We start from the raw sequence: 16,266 nt of genomic DNA, 5'->3' as shown, positions 1-16,266 counted from the left end.
TGGATCGTCCGGCAATCCCCATTGGAGTAAAGAGAGTTTGTTTCCCATAAAGCTTGCTTATGATTACGCACAAGGTACCAATGATGTTCTTTGGGACAGACGCTCAAACAACGGCGCTCCGGATGGTGCCATGCAGCGTATTGTCAATCGTAATGACCAGCTGAATACACAAACCCAGCTCTCTTACATCAACTCTTTCGAAACCCGGACCTGAAATGGGAAAAGAACAAAACATGGAATATCGGTCTCGACTTTTCATTCATTGACCGTATCTCCGTAACATTCGACTACTATCAGCGCAAAACCAGTGACCTTATATACGACCTCCCCGTATCACAAGTCGGCAGATATTATGATGGCGATTACGGATATACCACTCCGCAAAACATCGGTTCACTGAAGAACTATGGTTTTGAGTTGACCATTACATCATGAGAAGGGAAGATATCCAATATGAATATAACGGTGGAAGTGGAAAAGCAAACTTCTACTACTATATGGAATATACAACTGCCGACAATTTCACCACCTCAACAGCCGTATGGCAGATGACTTATGTAGTCATAGCACGCACCAACCGTCTGATTCAGGCAGCAGAAAGTGGCAACCTGACCGACGCGGCAGACATCCGTAACGACATATAAGCGCTCCCGTTGATTCCCGTCGGTGAAATCAATGCCAATCCGAACATGGAACAAAATCCAGGCTATTAATCAATAGTAGCCTAAAGAAACTTGGGAATTCTCCCAATGTGTTTTTATAAATAAAGTGTTTAGAGGAGGTGTGCCAGTGATGGTATGCCTCCTTCTTTCAATATATCCACCAATATCGGTTTCACTCCGCTGACAAAACACTCAACGGCAATAACCATCAAGATAAGTCCCATCAAGCGCATCATCACATTGTTTCCCGTCTCACCCAAGATTTTGACCAACCGCGTGGAAGCACGCAATATGAAAAAGGTAATCAGATAAATAAAGGCAATCATTCCTATAAGAACTCCTTTCATCTGAATGGTATGGGCATCCTGCATCAGCACAATGGCATTGGCTATGGCACCGGGACCACAAAGCATCGGAATTCCAAGAGGAGTAATGGAAATATCATCGGCATAAGTCTTGATTTCCTCGTCTTTCAGCTTCATTGGGGTATAACGGGCTTGCAGCATATCGAAGCCAATCTTAAAGATAATAACTCCACCGGCAATACGGAAACCATTGGTAGAGATACCGAAGAACTTAAAGAGGAACTGCCCTGCAAACGTAAAGACCATAATTGTTATAAAGGCAACCAACGTGGCGCGCGATACTACCGACTGCCGTTCACGGTCCGTCATTCCATGCGTCATGGTCAAAAACACCGGCATGGTGCCGAGAGGGTTTGTCAACGTAAAGAAGGAGGTAAAACAAAGTAGAGCGAAAGGTAAGATTGTGTCCATAGCTGTATAATATACGTTTCTGCAGACAAAAGTACAATTAAAAATTTCAATGTCACAAAATCTGCATCAATTCTTTCAGATTACTGATATGATAAGTCGGTTGAAAAGGCAGTTCTTCCTTCCCGGTTACATTATAAAACACTTGGTGCATACCCACTCCTTTGGCTCCTATCACATCATTTTCCCAACTATCGCCTATCATCAAAGAATCACGCACCTCGGATTGTGTGGCAGAAAGTGCAAAATGAAAGATTTCGGGCCAGGGCTTCAAGATACCGATGTCATCAGAGAGAACAATCTTCTTAAAAAAGCGGTCGATACCTGCCGAACGCATCTTATGACATTGCAGCTCCTGGAAGCCGTTGGAAAGGATATAGAGGTTATATTTCCCCGCCAAATATTCCAGCACCTCATAAGCATGCGGCATCAGCCGACTTTTTGTGGGAATGACCGAAAAGAAATCATCAGAAAAAGCCTCGGCCAAAGCAGCATCCCCCGCCCCTACTGCCTCCAGAGGATATAGAAAACGCTGGCGGTTCAACTCTTCCTTGCTGACCTGCCCTCTGCCGTATTCTTCCCACAGCTCTACATTGCGATGCTGATAAAGCGTATAGAAATGCTGGAAAGACCGGAAGAAACGGTCATAATCATACTTGTGATACATCTCTTCGAATGTATCGCGTGCATTAAGGGAAAATGCCCAAAGCGTATCGTCCAGGTCAAAAAACAGGTTCTTATATTGGGATGCCATAATTTAAAGGAAAGGGATATATAAAAATAGACGCAGATTATCAATTCCAATAACCTGCGTCCGTTCTGTATCAGTCTATAACAGTGTTATTTTACTTGGATTACCAAATACTTGGACACACTCCAGAAGTCTTTCGGATTTGTAATCTTCAAAGTCAGCTGTCCTTTATCATCTTTCTCCAACGCATAAGAGCCAGCAGGATGAGTGGTCAAGATATCAGCATCTTTGGAGTATAGTTTAATCTCTTTTGTCGTACGGATATCCACTTGTGTAAAGTAGTCCTTGTTGATATCAGAATCTTTCAGCACCTGGCCTTTTTTGAAAAGCCCGGTATTTGTCAATATCTTCTGGTCTTTCAGCTCCTTCTTTGTGCCAAACACAAACCAAGCTGTGTTAAGTGCCTTATCTTGCTCGGCAACGGTTTTGGCCTTCGCCTCATTTTCGGCAGTCAATTCCTCCTTCTCACTAGACAAGCCGGTCACGGCAGCATCCAGTTCCTGGATACGGATATTCTTGGAAGCCAGCTCAGCCTGCAATTCTTCAATACGCTGGGTCTTTGCCACCAACTCCTGAGTCAAAGATTCTACAGCTCTCTTCAACTGAACAGAGTTGTTTTTGCTGTTCTTCAACATAGATTGCAGTTTGGCAATCTGCTCCTTGTTCTCTTCCATCTGTTTACGGATAAATTCAATGTCCGACGCAATCTGCTGCTTGGCATTCAAAGAGCCTTCTGCCACAGCGCCACGTTGCAAATCCACACGGCTCTCCGCCGCATTAATCTGGCGGAATCCCTCTGAAATATCATTGAAAGTACCCATCATCTCGTCTAATTCAGCATTACGCTGAGTCAGTTCCATCAATAAAGAATCATTTTCAGCTTTCAGCTGGTTCTTACTGCCACCAGAGAAACTGTCACACGAAGCCATTACAGCCGCGCATACAATTAAAACTGCTAACTTTTTCATACGCTTTCGTTTTACGTTTGGTTAATGAAGTTATTTAATCGTCTATTCCTGCTACTACAATCACAATTTCACCGCGCGGTTCGTTCGCCGTGAAATGTTCTATTAATTCTGTAAGCGTTCCACGCACCGTTTCTTCGTGCACCTTTGAAATTTCCCGCGAAACAGATGCCTGACGTCCGGCACCGAAATGTTCGGTAAACTGCGCCAAAGCTTTTACCAATCTGTGGGGAGACTCATAGAACACCATGGTACGACGCTCCCCGGCCAATGCCTTCAGGCGAGTCATCCTTCCTTTCTTCTGTGGAAGAAAACCTTCAAAACAGAACTTCTCATTCGGCAATCCGGAAGCCACTAATGCCGGCACAAAAGCTGTCGCTCCCGGCAGGCATTGCACTTCGATGCCGTTGCGCACACACTCTCTGACCACCAGAAAGCCCGGGTCGGATATACCCGGTGTACCTGCATCCGAAATCAAAGCTACAGTTTCTCCCCCCTTTATTCTATTAACAACACTTTCAACCGTTTTATGTTCATTAAATTTATGGTGAGATTGCATCACATTCTTTATTTCGAAGTGTTTCAGCAATATGCCGGAAGTACGTGTATCCTCAGCCAATATTAAATCCACTTCTTTCAGAATCCGGATAGCACGGAATGTCATATCTTCCAAATTCCCTACCGGGGTAGGCACTACATAAAGTTTTCCCATACTTATCGGTTGTTTAGCTGAAATATTTTTTGAGGAGTTCCATAAAATCGACAGCGGCTTCATTCTCTTCATCCGGCTGCACTTCCGAAACGAAAATATCCATAGCCTTGTCCAAAGAAGGGGCCTCACCCAAACGTCGTACCACTTCATTCATCCGTGCAGCATCGCCTGCGAACAGCTCGCGGACAAAACGGAATGAATCGTTCAGACTGATGGCATGTCTCAAATCCTTGGCAGGCTTGATACGTTCTGCCAAAATAGGAGATGCCGAAGTTACAACAGTCTGGAGCGCTTCAGCCGTATGAACTGTTTCCGGTTCCTCACATACCATCTTCATTGTATCAGGGACGACCGGTACAACCGGAGAAACCGGTCCAGCCAAAGGAGTAGTAGCAGTAGGGATGTCCTTCAGGGGCGGCACAACAGCCGTTGGCGCCTCCTCAAGCAGTTCTTGCAACGCCTCCAAGCGTACCTTCATCTGCTGGATATTCCGTTTTGCCACAATCCTCAATGTCGGATTGGTATCACTTGAAATGGCTTGCATCAAACATTTCAATTCCTGAATATCTAATTCTATGTCATTTAATAAGGTTTGCATATCCTTTACACAGTCCGTGTTAACGCTACAAATGTAGAAATAAATAATGAAAAAATATCGGAAAGCAAACAAAAGTGTTACTTTTGCGCTTAAATATAACACTCGAAAGCATGGTATTATTCTCAGAAGATCATATACAGGAAACCAAACGCAGGGGAAGAATTGAGGTCATTTGCGGTTCTATGTTTTCCGGCAAAACCGAAGAGCTGATAAGGAGACTGAAACGGGCAAAATTTGCCAAACAACGCGTAGAGATATTCAAGCCCGCCATAGACACCCGTTATTCCGAAGCCGATGTAGTATCGCATGACAGTCATTCCATAGCCTCCACTCCCATCGACTCGTCTGCCAGCATTCTGCTCTTCACTTCAGAGATAGATGTAGTGGGCATTGACGAAGCCCAGTTCTTTGATAGCGGCCTGATTGATGTATGCAACCAGCTTGCCAACAATGGTATACGCGTCATTGTTGCCGGACTGGACATGGACTTCCGGGGTATTCCATTCGGTCCTATGCCGGGACTGTGTGCCATTGCAGACGAAGTTTCCAAAGTACATGCCATCTGTGTGAAATGCGGCCAACTCGCCTCGTTCTCCCACCGTACCGTCAAGAACGACAAACAAGTACTGCTGGGGGAAACCGAAGAGTACGAACCTCTATGCCGGGAGTGCTATCAGCAAGCCATCCAAGCCGACCAAAAGGAAAGCGGTCATTAACGAATACAAAAAACAGAGCATTATGGAACGCAAAAAGATTACATTCGACAGTTTTATCCGCGGTGTCATACTCGGTGTCATTATTATCGGCATCCTTATGCTCTTCAAGCGTCTAAGCGGCGTATTGCTGCCATTCTTCATCGCATGGCTCATTGCCTATCTGATATACCCCCTGGTCACCTTTTTCCAGTACAGATTAAGGCTCAAGAACCGGGTCATATCCATCTTCTGCGCCTTATTCAGTATTCTGATTGTAGGAGGAACCGCATTTTATCTGCTTGTGCCTCCCATGATGGACGAATTCGTCAGGGTGAAAGATTTGGTAATAGACTACTTTTCCAACGGAACCCACGACGGCAATGTGCCCAAAACACTCTCTGAATTCCTTCGTGAGAACATAGACACCCAGTTTGTCACCCAATTGTTCAAGGAAGAGAATATGCTGAACGCCATCAAGGAAACCGTTCCCCGGCTCTGGTCCTTGCTGTCAGAATCCGTCAATCTACTGTTCAGTTTCTTCACTTTCTTTCTCATTCTTCTCTATATAATCTTCATATTGCTGGACTATGAAAGCATTTCCGAAGGGTGGCCCCACCTGGTACCACAGAAATACCGGCCCTTCGTAATCAATGTAATGAACGATGTGAAAGACGGCATGAACAGATACTTCCGCGGACAAGCATTCGTGGCATTGTGTGTCGGTATTCTGTTCAGTATAGGCTTTCTGATTATTGATTTCCCACTGGCCATTGGGCTCGGCTTGTTCATCGGTGCTTTAAACCTAGTGCCCTATTTACAGATTATTGGCTTTATACCTACCATCGTGCTGGCCATACTGAAAGCAGCGGATACGGGAGGAAACTTCTGGATTATCATTGCATCGGCCCTTGCGGTATTCATCATAGTACAAGCCATTCAAGACGGATTCATCGTACCGCGTGTCATGGGGAAAATTACGGGCCTGAACCCTGCCATCATCCTACTGTCTTTATCAATTTGGGGCTCATTGATGGGTATGCTGGGTATGATTATAGCACTTCCGCTTACCACCCTTATGCTCTCCTACTATCAACGTTTCATCATAAACAGAGAAAAAATTCACAAGTTTGAACAGACTGATAATCAACAAGAAGAGTAAAAGCAGAAGTCGTTATCAAAACTTTTTCCCTTAATCCATTTGTTTTTTAAACAAAAGTATCTATCTTTGCACCCGCTTAACAGCAATAAGGTCTGAATCGCTAGCTCAGCAGGTAGAGCACAACACTTTTAATGTTGGGGTCTTGGGTTCGAGCCCCAAGCGGTTCACCAAAGAAAAGCAGTTATCTGAAATAGATAATTGCTTTTTTCTTTTAAAGGCATCTGCTACGTAATGAGTTGGTTGGAAAGTTTATAATCATACCGATACTTCAGAACACAAAACAGAAGCACAATGAAAATGATTGGTTTTACCCAGTCATCTTATCCGGTATTTTTACGCCCCTCCGATGAGGATTACAAAACTCTTTTGGTTTTCTAATTCGCGTGCAAAAGAGAAACTTATTTTTCAAGTATCCCAATATTCATGATTTCTTTCACTGAAAAACTGTAAGACATGAACATTATCCACTGCCATATCACTCTTTTGAAGGTACATACACAGCCAATGAAAGACTATTTATCAGTTTTTCATCACTCAAATATAGGTTTTTAGTCCACTGAGTAAATGACAGTTAGATATGCGCACTATTGTGGTACTGCTTCTCCACAAGCATGAAGAAGCCGTACCACAATAGTGAAGAAACTGCATCACAACCGTGCACAATAGTCATTAATAAGCTTTTAGTAGAAGAAAGAGCCGTTCTTTGCGGAAAGAAGACCAGCCATTTGCACAAGAAAAAACAGCATGCAAGCAAAGTTTGCCTACATACTTGCATAGCGTCTGCTTACATACCGTAAAACGCGGTATAACAAACAATTAGAAAGCGCCATGCAAGCATGTAAGCAAAATGTGTGGTAAACCTATTGTATATCTTTTCATTTTGCGACGACTCCATAGTAAACCATGTTATCAATACGCTTCTGATAAATCTGGTTATTCTGCAGCAGATACCCCAAGGCCAAACACAAATCCACATCCCTGAACTTCGTCAGTTTCTGTAATTCAAAGATTGTACACTTCTTAAGATTGCACAGAATGGAATATACCATTTTCATATTATTGGTCGCCTTCTCAATATTCTTCATATTATTATCTTATTATTAGTTCCTTTCTTAAAATGATATCCTATATTATTTACTCAAATATAAGATAAAGACCGAGCAATGACAAACATTGCCCATTCTTTTCATTTCAGATAACATTCTTTGAACTACATATACCTAAAATCTGCAAAAAATATAGAACTTTATAAATATCAGCACTTTATAGAAAGGTATATTCACATTATACTATATCCGGAAACGATTATGCTGGTATAATCAAGGTACTATTATATGCTTGCCTTCGGGAGTGACTACTACCGAGCCCATTTTGATGTAATGTTTCCCTTCCGGCGAAACTATTACCTTTGTTTCGCTACTCTTGTCGGAAGATTCTTTTTTCTCGTCCATGAAACTCTTGTCCCGCGAAGTGGTAACCGGATAAGTATCATCCAGATAGCTCTTCATTTCGTCCACTTTTCCGTCTTTGAACCACACCTTGACAGCCGACCACCCCGCAGGAGTATAAGCACGGAATGTCCAAGCCTCTCCCTCCTTATTCAAATCTCTAAATGCAGGCTCTCCTAAAATGGTACACACCTCTTTAAAGCTCATACCACGTTCAATGCTGCTCAACTGCTTATAATCAAACCCGTAGCTCTCATAAATGCCACAGCCCGTCACCAAGACAGCGAGTAACAAGCCTAAAACAACTGACATCTTTTTCATAATAGAAAGTTTTAGTATTTATCCATACAGCAAATGTAGTATGATAAAAACCTCCTTTTCCGTGATTCTCTCTATTTATACATAGGGATTTCCCTATCTTCGAAGTTTATTCCTATCTTTACAACCTATGTACAAAGAATATCATCCCAGCCCCCTGCTCTCCCCCTATATTGACAAATATTGGGAGTTTAAAGGACAACCCGGATACGGCATGCATATCAACATCCTGCCGGACGGATGCACAGACTTTATATTCACGTTGGGTGAAGCCCCTAAGGCCGTACACGACAGCCTCGTTATGCAGCCCTACCATACCTACTTCATTGGAGCCATGACCAAATATTCCGAATTAGTGACCCATACGGTAACAGTCCATATGCTGGGAATCCGTTTTCTGCCTTGCGGAATACTTCGCTTCATGGACCTCCCTTTGCAGGAGCTCACCAACTTACGGTTAAACGCCGATGAGCTTACAAGCCTCTTTACCCACTCTTTTGCAGAGAGACTGGGCGAACTGGGAACCATTCAAGAGCACCTGGTCTTTATTGAAAACTTCCTGTTTCAAGCCTTATGCCGATACAGTCCAAAAGCAGAACGGAGCATGCTGTTCGCCATACAACAAATCAACCGATGCAAGGGTGACTTGTCACTCCTCCGGTTAGCGGAGGAGACTTGCCTATGCCAACGCCATTTCGAACGGAAATTCAAGCAGCACACCGGACTTACACCCAAAGAGTACAGTCGGATTATGAAGTTCAAACATGTTGTAGACTTGTTGCGGAGTACCTCTTTCGACAATCTGCTGTCCGTTGCCATCAAAGCAGGATATTATGATGTCTCCCATCTCTCAAAAGAAATCAAGAAGATGTCCGGCAACACGCCAAGCCAGCTTCTCACTTCCGCTCCATTGGAAGAAGGGACTTTGAGTTATGTGAAAACATAAAAGTCGATTTTTTACAATAGCTCTTCCTATTACCATGCCTATATTTGCAGCAATCAAATCAATAAAAACATCCAATATGGCAACATTAATCGAGAAAGCAGCAGAAATCTTGGCAAGATGCGAAACCGTCGTCATCACTTCCATCAACCAAGAGGGATATCCCCGCCCCGTTCCAATGAGCAACATCAAGTCGGAAGGGGCCACCACCGTATGGTTGGCAACCGGCAAAGACAGTCTTAAAACAAAGGAGTTTGCAGCCAATCCGAAAGCAGGTTTGTGCTTTCAGGAAAAAGGAAACAGCGTAGTGCTCACCGGTGAAGTGGAGATTATAGAAGACGAAGCCACCAAGCAGGAAATGTGGCAAGAGTGGTTCAGCGCACACTTCAGCAAAGGCCCGACAGATCCCAATTATGTATTACTGAAATTCAAAGGGCACCATGCCACCATTTGGATTGACGGACATTTTGTACGCAGAAATCTTTAAGAAGAGCATTCTGTTCCTCATCTGATGTCTTGCATGGGGGAATTAGAACTATAACCCCTTCGTTATCACCGGCAATCCGAAAGCTCCTTTCTGCAAAGTCAAGACTTTCGGTTTGTCTTTTCGTGCTTTGTTGTATGTGGCTGTGGAAACATGCAAGGTCTCTATCGCTCCATCCTCGAAAGCCACCTTTAAGTAATACTCCTTACGTACTCCGTCCGACACATAACGATGCTTGCCTACTTTACGTCTCTTTTCATGTTCTTTTATCAGCTTCTCAAGTACGGTGACCGTCACCTCCTTTGTCGAAGCAGGAGCCGCCATCTGATAATTTCCTACCAGAAAAAGCGAACAACTGATGACACCCACGCACACCACATGACACAATATATTCACTGCCTTTTGCTCCATCGTTGTCAGCCATATCCATTTTTTATATAGAGGAAGTGTAACGACTGCCACCACAAGTCCTACCCCTACGGGTATCCACACAGCAGCCAACGTATCTTCATAGATGTTATATCCGATGCAGCCCAAAGCTACGACCAGTACAAACATCAGAAAACGGAGTATTTTTATAAACAGTTCTTTCATTGCCGCGCTTATATTTTTGGCAAATATAAAAAGAAATATCGTTCGGTCGACTGTCAAGTCTGTTCAATCTACATGAACTAACTTGCTTGATAGAATGTTATAACTACAATAACTAAAACAGAAAATATCATGGAAAAGAGCTTAATTCATAGTAATGAACTGCATTTTATCAGTAAGAAACGCATTCATCAAGCAGTAGAGAAAATGGTTGAGTCATTGGATTTGGCTGCGGGTTCCACAACCGGCTTCAACATCTATGCAGTAGTGGAGAGCTATTTCACGGATTTGGAAAAACGAAAAGAAATCAATCAGCTGCTCAACCTGGAACAAGATGTCTGCGAAGAAATAGAGGCAGAATTAAGTTATAAATAAACTACGGAGTTACCGACTACTATTAAGTTACGGGCTACAAGTTGTCCTGCAGTATGATAATGCAGGACAACTTGTAGCCCGTAACTTATAGTGGCTGATAGCTAATAAATTGAAACTTGTAGCCCACTCAGTCTTTCGCCTGATGCACCGTCAACTGCGGGAATGGGAAGTCGATACCTTCCTCGTTGAATACGGAGTAAATCTTCTTGTTCATATCAAAATAAACGCCCCAGTAGTCTCCGCTCTTCACCCAAACACGAATCACCACATTCACACTGCTGGCATCCAGGGCATGAAGAGCCACAAACGGCTCGGGAGTATTCAAGATACGGCTGTCTTCGGAGATGATACGACGCACGGTGCTCTCTACCTTGTCATAGTTCTCACCATATTCTACACCGATCACCCAATCTACACGACGCGTATCCTCACGGCTGTAATTAGTCACTGTACCACTGCTCAACGCACCGTTAGGTATATAGATTACCTTATTGTCGGCTGTGGTCAGAATCGTATGGAAGATTTGAATCTCACGTACCGTTCCGGACACTCCCTGGCTTTCAATCCAGTCGCCTACCTTGAAAGGACGGAACAACAGTACAATCAATCCACCCGCAAAGTTCTGCAAGTTTCCGGAAAGTGCCATACCGATAGCCACACCGGCAGATGCCAACAAAGCTGCAAATGAAGTAGTTTCCACTCCCAATTTGCCGATAACGGCAATAATCAGCAGAATGGTCAGCAAGATATTGACTAAACTTTTCACAAAGCTCTGGATACTGGCATCCACATGTCTTTTTGCCAATAACCTCGCCAGCATTTTCCTAAGAAAGGAAATCAAGAACCGTCCTACCACAAAGATGATGACAGCTCCAATAATACGTCCACCGGCACTTACGCCCCAATCTATCAATTGCTGAAGGAATATCTGCAGTTTGCTGAAACCATCGTCAGCAACTTGGGCAGCAAAGGCTGCCATGAATAAAGATGATAACATAACTATATTCTTTTTTTAAAATTAATGCTACAAAATTAACAAATAACTCTGAGTTTCGTTCACTTAACTTGCCACTTTCGACGAAAACTCCTACCTTTGCCCCGATTTCAACTAAGGGGTGCCCTAATACGACGGGCTGAGATCATACCCATTAACCTGATCCGGGTAATGCCGGCGGAGGGAAAAGAAGAAAAGTTCCCCTTTTCTGTATTCATCTAAACGAAACAATTGCAAATGAAGAGACATGCAATGGCGGTCTGCCTCCTGACGGCAGCACTGGGTGTCTGTGCGCAGGCACAAGAACAAGACAGCCTGCGGGTGATAAACCTGCAGGAAGTGGAAGTCATCTCCACACGTGCCACAAACAGCACACCGGTGGCATTCACCAATATAGGCAAAGAACAACTGAAAAAACAGAATTTCGGACAAGACCTGCCGTATCTGTTGAGTATGACACCCTCCGCCATTACTACCAGCGATGCCGGTGCCGGGGTGGGTTACACCACGCTGAGAGTCCGCGGAACAGACGGCACACGCATCAACGTCACCGCCAACGGTATTCCCATCAACGACGCGGAGAGTCACACGGTATTCTGGGTCAACCTGCCGGACTTCGCCTCCTCCGTCAAGGACATGCAGGTGCAACGCGGAGCTGGTACCTCAACGAACGGTGCAGGAGCTTTCGGTGCCAGCATCAACATGCAGACGGGTGATTTCTCCATGAAACCCTATGCAGAATTCAACGGTTCCTACGGCTCCTTCCATACGCACAAGGAGACGGTGAAAGTGGGAACGGGACTCATCAACAATCATTGGTCGTTCGATGCGCGGCTCTCCAACATCAGTACGGACGGGTATATAGACCGGGCATCTGTGGGACTGAACTCCTATTATCTGCAAGGAGGATACTACAATGACAATACCTCCGTCAAACTGATAACCTTTGCCGGCAAAGAGCGCACTTACCACGCATGGAACTATGCCAGCAAGGAGGAGATGGAACGTTACGGACGGCGTTACAATTCCTGCGGATTCATGTACGCCACCGACCGGGACGGCCATGTATACAGCAAAGAATATTATAAAGACGACAACGGCGAGAAGCATTACCTCACGGACGAAGGAGGTGCACTGCATTTCTATGACGACCAGACCGACAACTATACGCAGAAGAATTACCAGTTGCTGTTCAACCACAATTTCACCTCGCAATGGAATCTGAATATCGGCCTGCATTACACCAAAGGCGACGGGTACTACCAGGAATATAAAGGCGAACGCTCGTTGACAGAGTACGGCATGTCGCCTTTCGAATACAATGGCGGCAAGGTAGAAGTAAGCGACCTTATCCGCAAGAAGGCAATGGACAACTGGTTTGGCGGTGGAATCTTCTCCGTAAGCTACAAAGCCGACCGTCTGCATGCCTCGCTAGGCGGTGCACTGAATCGCTATGACGGCGACCACTTTGGAAAAGTGCTTTGGGTAAAGAACTATATCGGCGAACTGAACCCCGACCACGACTACTACCGCAACAACGCCACAAAGAATGACGGCAATATTTATCTGAAAGCCAATTATGAACTGGTAAGCGGCCTCAGCGCCTACCTCGACCTGCAATACCGCCACATCGACTACAAGATAAACGGACTGAACGACAAGTACAACTGGACTGCCACCACTCCGGGAATGCAGAAGCTGGACATCGACGAAGACTTCGACTTCTTCAACCCGAAAGCCGGACTGTCCTGGCAAATCGACCGCAACCACCGCCTATACGGTTCGTTCAGCGTAGCCCATAAAGAGCCTACGCGCAACAACTACACCGACGGCTACTTCACCGAACATCCCAAGGCTGAGCGCTTGTTCGACTACGAACTGGGATATACCTTCGCCAACTCATGGCTCCATGCGGGTGCCAACTTCTACTATATGGACTATAAAGACCAGCTGGTACTGACGGGAGAGCTGAACGAGATAGGCGAAGCCATGGCCAGCAACGTGCCCGACAGCTACCGTACGGGTATTGAACTGATGGCTGGCATCAAACTGGACTGCGGCTTGCAATGGGACATCAATGCCACACTCAGCAAGAACCGTGTGCAGAACTTTACCGAGACACTTTTTGAAAACGAAGAGGCAGGGTCGGAAGCATGGGTCATCGAACACGGAGATACCCCCATCGCATTCTCTCCCGACTTCATACTGAACAACCGCTTCGGCTATACGTTCAAAGGATTCGAAGCCTCGTTACAGTCACAATATATCAGCAAGCAATACATGAGTAACGCCAAGCAAGAGGAGTGCACGCTGGATGCTTATTTCGTAAGCAACCTGAATCTGTCCTATACCTTCAAGTTGCCTAAAGTAAAGTCGGTAACCATAGGGTGCACCATCTATAATCTGTTCAATGAAGAATACGAGAATAACGGATACGCAGGCAGCGGATACTATCTCGACGATAACGGAGGAAAAGTCCGTTACAACTATGCCGGCTACGCTGCCCAGGCGGGAACGAATGTATTGGGACATATAGCAATCAATTTCTGATGGAACATATTCTTGAGATTACAGGCACTGTGACCGGGATCCTCTACCTCTGGTTGGAGTACCGGGCAAGCATTTATCTTTGGATAGCGGGCATCATTATGCCTGCCGTCTATATTTTTGTCTACTATGATGCGGGGTTGTATGCAGATTTCGGCATCAACATCTATTATCTGGGTGCTGCCATCTACGGCTGGATGATGTGGAAGTACAGAGCTGTACTACGACGTACTATCTTGAAACGGAAAGATGCCCCACAAAGGGGAGAGAACAACAGAACAGAAGAACAAAAGCAGGAGCTTTCCATTACCTATATGCCGACGCGCTACTTGCTGCCGCTTACTGCCGTATTCACCGCCGCCTTCCTCGGCATTGCCTGGATATTGATAAACTTCACGGACAGCAATGTGCCCTGGCTGGACTCCTTCACCACCGCACTGAGCATCGTCGGCATGTGGATGCTGGCACGGAAATATGTAGAACAATGGTGGGCATGGATTGCGGTAGATGCCGTCAGCGCCGGACTGTACATCTACAAAGGACTTGATTTTACAGCCGGACTATATGCCCTTTATACAATTATAGCTATCTTTGGCTACTTCAAATGGAGAAAGATGATGAGCAAAGACGAAGGATTAGAGATTAGGGATTAAGAAAGATATGAAAAACGAACTATCAACGAGCAACGAGCAATTATCAACTATTGATGCCGTAGTTTTAGCGAATGGGGAATATCCTGCCGGTCCCCTGCCTTTGAAGATATTGGCGGAAGCGCCATACGTGGTTTGCTGCGACGGCGGAGCGAACGAATACATCCGCCGGGGTCATACTCCCGACATAATCATCGGCGACGGCGACTCCCTCAGTGATGAAAACCGCCGGAAGTTCGGACATATCCTGCACCGTATCAGCGACCAGGAAACCAACGACCAGACCAAAGCCGTCAACTTCCTGCTGGCGCAAGGCAAACGCCGCATCGCCATCATCGGTGCCACGGGCAAACGTGAAGACCATACACTGGGAAATATCAGCCTGCTCATCGACTATCTCCGTGCCGGAGCCGATGTACGTACCTATACCGATTACGGCATCTTCATCCCCTGCCGGGGTACCCGCACCTTCCCAAGCCATCCCGGACAGCAAGTATCCATCATCAATTTCACTGCACACGGTCTGCATGGCAAAGGACTGGTCTATCCTCTCAGCGACTTCACCAACTGGTGGCAAGGCACACTCAACGAATGCACCGGTACGGAATTCACCATCGAGGCGGAAGGGGAATACCTGGTATTCGTCACTACTTCTTCGCTTCCGCCACTTCAACAAAGTACACGCTGATACAAATCATGGCAATGGCAGCGGCTTGCGTCCAACTGAAACGGTCTTGCCCCAAGGTGAGGGAAACAACGGTAGTCACCACCAATATCAGATAGCTGTACATGGATACAACCGTCGTCTTGAGATACTTCAAGCCCACCGGAACCAGAAAGTAACTGAGGTAAGTAGGGAAAACCAGCACAAACGCCAACACCGCCCACGGCACCCAGTGCCACTTCCCATGCAAGGCATCCGTAAGCAAGGGTGCATCCCAGCCTATAATGGACGACACAATCAATCCCGTTACTGCCGCACCGCCAAAGATGTACTTCATCATCGTCACTACCCCGACCTCTTCCAGCAGTTTCTTGCTCACAATCAGGTAAACGGCAAAGACCAGCGAGCTCACCATGCAGAGCATGTTGCCCGTAAACGCATCGTGCGCCAGGTCATCACTGCCTTGCGTAAGGATGCACAGCAACGCACCGCCAAAACCCAGCGCTATGCCGATTATCTTCATCAGCGTAGCCTTTTCGTGCAGGAAAAAGACAGATATCAGAAAGACCCAAATGGGCTGCATGGAGTTGAAGATGGCACTGGAAACCGGAGTCGTCTTACTGATGCCCAGCAGATAGCAGAACATGAACCCGTAGAGTCCGAAAGCCCCCAGGCAGAACAGCCCTATCCGCTGCCGCCTTGTGGCCGGTGCCTCCTTTACAAACCAGCCTGTTATCCAAAATGCCACGGCAGCAAAGACACAACGCACCGTGACACCCGTCAATGCACCCAGCCACAAAGGGAGCAGAAATTTCAATCCATTCATATTCAACCCCGCCATGACGCGCGATGCAACCATACTGAGATTGGCTTCCAGTTTCTTATCTTTCATCAGCTTCGTATTTTTCCCCTCAAACAATTCATTACTTTGAAATGT

Annotated in this window: 19 protein-coding genes, 1 tRNA gene, 1 pseudogene and 1 riboswitch; of the genes and pseudogenes, 11 read left to right on the top strand and 10 right to left on the bottom strand. The window is 45.7% G+C overall.

What is annotated here, in order from left to right; translation table 11 throughout:
- Positions 1-22 precede the first annotated feature (22 nt).
- Positions 23-432: pseudogene (locus tag ITJ87_RS06360) on the top strand (TonB-dependent receptor domain-containing protein); the annotation flags it as partial.
- Positions 432-644: a hypothetical protein gene (locus ITJ87_RS06355; protein WP_229135029.1), complete on the top strand. Its 213-nt coding sequence runs from the start codon at positions 432-434 to the stop codon at positions 642-644. The pseudogene ITJ87_RS06360 and the gene ITJ87_RS06355, both read left to right, overlap by 1 nt.
- 128 nt (positions 645-772) lie before the next feature.
- On the opposite strand, the gene ITJ87_RS06350 is transcribed toward ITJ87_RS06355, so the two are convergent.
- The 5 genes from ITJ87_RS06350 to ITJ87_RS06330 form a co-directional block, all read right to left on the bottom strand.
- The gene (locus ITJ87_RS06350) at positions 773-1,438 is read right to left on the bottom strand and encodes a MarC family protein (RefSeq protein WP_008665785.1); all 666 of its coding nucleotides are present in this window, start codon (positions 1,436-1,438) and stop codon (positions 773-775) included.
- A 52-nt stretch (positions 1,439-1,490) separates the two neighbouring features.
- Positions 1,491-2,189 carry a YjjG family noncanonical pyrimidine nucleotidase gene (locus ITJ87_RS06345; RefSeq protein ID WP_117966361.1) on the bottom strand — a complete coding sequence of 233 codons (699 nt, stop codon included), beginning with the start codon at positions 2,187-2,189 and terminating at the stop codon, positions 1,491-1,493.
- An 86-nt stretch (positions 2,190-2,275) separates the two neighbouring features.
- Positions 2,276-3,154: a hypothetical protein gene (locus ITJ87_RS06340; protein WP_005828438.1), complete on the bottom strand. Its 879-nt coding sequence runs from the start codon at positions 3,152-3,154 to the stop codon at positions 2,276-2,278.
- 34 nt (positions 3,155-3,188) lie between these two features.
- A complete protein-coding gene (gene rsmI / locus ITJ87_RS06335) occupies positions 3,189-3,863 on the bottom strand; it encodes a 16S rRNA (cytidine(1402)-2'-O)-methyltransferase (protein WP_005828441.1) in 675 nt (224 codons plus the stop codon).
- Between the two features lie 13 nt (positions 3,864-3,876).
- Complete coding sequence (locus tag ITJ87_RS06330) at positions 3,877-4,461, bottom strand: hypothetical protein (RefSeq protein WP_117966393.1); 585 nt, start codon at positions 4,459-4,461, stop codon at positions 3,877-3,879.
- Positions 4,462-4,571: 110 nt separating this feature from the next.
- Here ITJ87_RS06330 and ITJ87_RS06325 point away from each other — a divergent pair, with 110 nt between their 5' ends.
- From ITJ87_RS06325 to ITJ87_RS06315, 3 genes are all read left to right on the top strand, one after another.
- Positions 4,572-5,177, top strand: coding sequence for a thymidine kinase (locus ITJ87_RS06325; protein ID WP_005828444.1), 606 nt, complete (start codon positions 4,572-4,574; stop codon positions 5,175-5,177).
- 22 nt (positions 5,178-5,199) lie between these two features.
- Positions 5,200-6,315, top strand: a complete 1,116-nt coding sequence (locus ITJ87_RS06320) for an AI-2E family transporter (protein ID WP_008665790.1) — start codon at positions 5,200-5,202, stop codon at positions 6,313-6,315.
- A 94-nt stretch (positions 6,316-6,409) separates the two neighbouring features.
- Positions 6,410-6,485, top strand: a tRNA-Lys gene (locus ITJ87_RS06315).
- 705 nt (positions 6,486-7,190) lie between these two features.
- On the opposite strand, the gene ITJ87_RS06310 is transcribed toward ITJ87_RS06315, so the two are convergent.
- Together ITJ87_RS06310 and ITJ87_RS06305 are read right to left on the bottom strand one after the other, a co-directional pair.
- Complete coding sequence (locus ITJ87_RS06310) at positions 7,191-7,400, bottom strand: winged helix-turn-helix domain-containing protein (protein ID WP_005835016.1); 210 nt, start codon at positions 7,398-7,400, stop codon at positions 7,191-7,193.
- A 234-nt stretch (positions 7,401-7,634) separates the two neighbouring features.
- Positions 7,635-8,084, bottom strand: a complete 450-nt coding sequence (locus ITJ87_RS06305) for a hypothetical protein (protein ID WP_117966358.1) — start codon at positions 8,082-8,084, stop codon at positions 7,635-7,637.
- A gap of 127 nt (positions 8,085-8,211) precedes the next feature.
- On the opposite strand from ITJ87_RS06305, the gene ITJ87_RS06300 reads away from it, so the two are divergent.
- The gene (locus tag ITJ87_RS06300; RefSeq protein WP_117599249.1) at positions 8,212-9,027 is read left to right on the top strand and encodes a helix-turn-helix transcriptional regulator; all 816 of its coding nucleotides are present in this window, start codon (positions 8,212-8,214) and stop codon (positions 9,025-9,027) included.
- Positions 9,028-9,103: 76 nt separating this feature from the next.
- Positions 9,104-9,511, top strand: coding sequence for a pyridoxamine 5'-phosphate oxidase family protein (locus ITJ87_RS06295; RefSeq protein WP_005835009.1), 408 nt, complete (start codon positions 9,104-9,106; stop codon positions 9,509-9,511).
- A gap of 48 nt (positions 9,512-9,559) precedes the next feature.
- On the opposite strand, the gene ITJ87_RS06290 is transcribed toward ITJ87_RS06295, so the two are convergent.
- Complete coding sequence (locus tag ITJ87_RS06290) at positions 9,560-10,102, bottom strand: hypothetical protein (RefSeq protein ID WP_117589786.1); 543 nt, start codon at positions 10,100-10,102, stop codon at positions 9,560-9,562.
- Between the two features lie 129 nt (positions 10,103-10,231).
- On the opposite strand from ITJ87_RS06290, the gene ITJ87_RS06285 reads away from it, so the two are divergent.
- Positions 10,232-10,474 carry a hypothetical protein gene (locus ITJ87_RS06285; RefSeq protein WP_005828479.1) on the top strand — a complete coding sequence of 81 codons (243 nt, stop codon included), beginning with the start codon at positions 10,232-10,234 and terminating at the stop codon, positions 10,472-10,474.
- Positions 10,475-10,601: 127 nt separating this feature from the next.
- On the opposite strand, the gene ITJ87_RS06280 is transcribed toward ITJ87_RS06285, so the two are convergent.
- Positions 10,602-11,471, bottom strand: a complete 870-nt coding sequence (locus tag ITJ87_RS06280) for a mechanosensitive ion channel family protein (RefSeq protein ID WP_034528887.1) — start codon at positions 11,469-11,471, stop codon at positions 10,602-10,604.
- Between the two features lie 104 nt (positions 11,472-11,575).
- Positions 11,576-11,672, top strand: a riboswitch (TPP riboswitch).
- Positions 11,673-11,705: 33 nt separating this feature from the next.
- Between ITJ87_RS06280 and ITJ87_RS06275 the strand changes: the two genes are divergently transcribed.
- From ITJ87_RS06275 to ITJ87_RS06265, 3 genes are read left to right on the top strand one after another with little or no spacing between them, the layout of a single operon-like run.
- Entirely contained in the window at positions 11,706-14,018 is a 2,313-nt protein-coding gene (locus ITJ87_RS06275) for a TonB-dependent receptor (RefSeq protein WP_117599248.1), read from the top strand.
- Positions 14,018-14,668: a nicotinamide riboside transporter PnuC gene (gene pnuC, locus ITJ87_RS06270; RefSeq protein WP_117599247.1), complete on the top strand. Its 651-nt coding sequence runs from the start codon at positions 14,018-14,020 to the stop codon at positions 14,666-14,668. The genes ITJ87_RS06275 and pnuC overlap by 1 nt, the downstream gene beginning before the upstream one ends.
- Before the next feature lie 7 nt (positions 14,669-14,675).
- Positions 14,676-15,353, top strand: coding sequence for a thiamine diphosphokinase (locus ITJ87_RS06265; protein WP_117599246.1), 678 nt, complete (start codon positions 14,676-14,678; stop codon positions 15,351-15,353).
- Here ITJ87_RS06265 and ITJ87_RS06260 read toward each other — a convergent pair.
- Positions 15,313-16,221, bottom strand: coding sequence for a DMT family transporter (locus ITJ87_RS06260; RefSeq protein ID WP_117966355.1), 909 nt, complete (start codon positions 16,219-16,221; stop codon positions 15,313-15,315). The genes ITJ87_RS06265 and ITJ87_RS06260 overlap by 41 nt on opposite strands.
- Between the last annotated feature and the right edge of the window lie 45 nt (positions 16,222-16,266).

Origin of the sequence: Bacteroides sp. HF-162, assembly GCF_015679285.1 — a bacterium.
Lineage (GTDB): Bacteria > Bacteroidota > Bacteroidia > Bacteroidales > Bacteroidaceae > Bacteroides > Bacteroides uniformis.
This window is presented reverse-complemented; position numbering and strand designations above follow the sequence as displayed.

What these genes read in the sequence shown, in the direction of transcription:
- ITJ87_RS06325 (WP_005828444.1), top strand. Translation starts at nt 4,572, where the DNA reads ATGGTATTATTCTCAGAAGATCATATACAGGAAACCAAACGCAGGGGA.
- ITJ87_RS06260 (WP_117966355.1), bottom strand. Translation starts at nt 16,221, where the DNA reads ATGAAAGATAAGAAACTGGAAGCCAATCTCAGTATGGTTGCATCGCGC.
- ITJ87_RS06275 (WP_117599248.1), top strand. Translation starts at nt 11,706, where the DNA reads ATGAAGAGACATGCAATGGCGGTCTGCCTCCTGACGGCAGCACTGGGT.
- ITJ87_RS06280 (WP_034528887.1), bottom strand. Translation starts at nt 11,471, where the DNA reads ATGTTATCATCTTTATTCATGGCAGCCTTTGCTGCCCAAGTTGCTGAC.
- ITJ87_RS06345 (WP_117966361.1), bottom strand. Translation starts at nt 2,189, where the DNA reads ATGGCATCCCAATATAAGAACCTGTTTTTTGACCTGGACGATACGCTT.
- ITJ87_RS06320 (WP_008665790.1), top strand. Translation starts at nt 5,200, where the DNA reads ATGGAACGCAAAAAGATTACATTCGACAGTTTTATCCGCGGTGTCATA.
- rsmI (WP_005828441.1), bottom strand. Translation starts at nt 3,863, where the DNA reads ATGGGAAAACTTTATGTAGTGCCTACCCCGGTAGGGAATTTGGAAGAT.
- ITJ87_RS06290 (WP_117589786.1), bottom strand. Translation starts at nt 10,102, where the DNA reads ATGAAAGAACTGTTTATAAAAATACTCCGTTTTCTGATGTTTGTACTG.
- ITJ87_RS06305 (WP_117966358.1), bottom strand. Translation starts at nt 8,084, where the DNA reads ATGAAAAAGATGTCAGTTGTTTTAGGCTTGTTACTCGCTGTCTTGGTG.
- pnuC (WP_117599247.1), top strand. Translation starts at nt 14,018, where the DNA reads ATGGAACATATTCTTGAGATTACAGGCACTGTGACCGGGATCCTCTAC.
- ITJ87_RS06300 (WP_117599249.1), top strand. Translation starts at nt 8,212, where the DNA reads ATGTACAAAGAATATCATCCCAGCCCCCTGCTCTCCCCCTATATTGAC.
- ITJ87_RS06340 (WP_005828438.1), bottom strand. Translation starts at nt 3,154, where the DNA reads ATGAAAAAGTTAGCAGTTTTAATTGTATGCGCGGCTGTAATGGCTTCG.
- ITJ87_RS06355 (WP_229135029.1), top strand. Translation starts at nt 432, where the DNA reads ATGAGAAGGGAAGATATCCAATATGAATATAACGGTGGAAGTGGAAAA.
- ITJ87_RS06310 (WP_005835016.1), bottom strand. Translation starts at nt 7,400, where the DNA reads ATGAAGAATATTGAGAAGGCGACCAATAATATGAAAATGGTATATTCC.
- ITJ87_RS06350 (WP_008665785.1), bottom strand. Translation starts at nt 1,438, where the DNA reads ATGGACACAATCTTACCTTTCGCTCTACTTTGTTTTACCTCCTTCTTT.
- ITJ87_RS06285 (WP_005828479.1), top strand. Translation starts at nt 10,232, where the DNA reads ATGGAAAAGAGCTTAATTCATAGTAATGAACTGCATTTTATCAGTAAG.
- ITJ87_RS06295 (WP_005835009.1), top strand. Translation starts at nt 9,104, where the DNA reads ATGGCAACATTAATCGAGAAAGCAGCAGAAATCTTGGCAAGATGCGAA.
- ITJ87_RS06330 (WP_117966393.1), bottom strand. Translation starts at nt 4,461, where the DNA reads ATGCAAACCTTATTAAATGACATAGAATTAGATATTCAGGAATTGAAA.
- ITJ87_RS06265 (WP_117599246.1), top strand. Translation starts at nt 14,676, where the DNA reads ATGAAAAACGAACTATCAACGAGCAACGAGCAATTATCAACTATTGAT.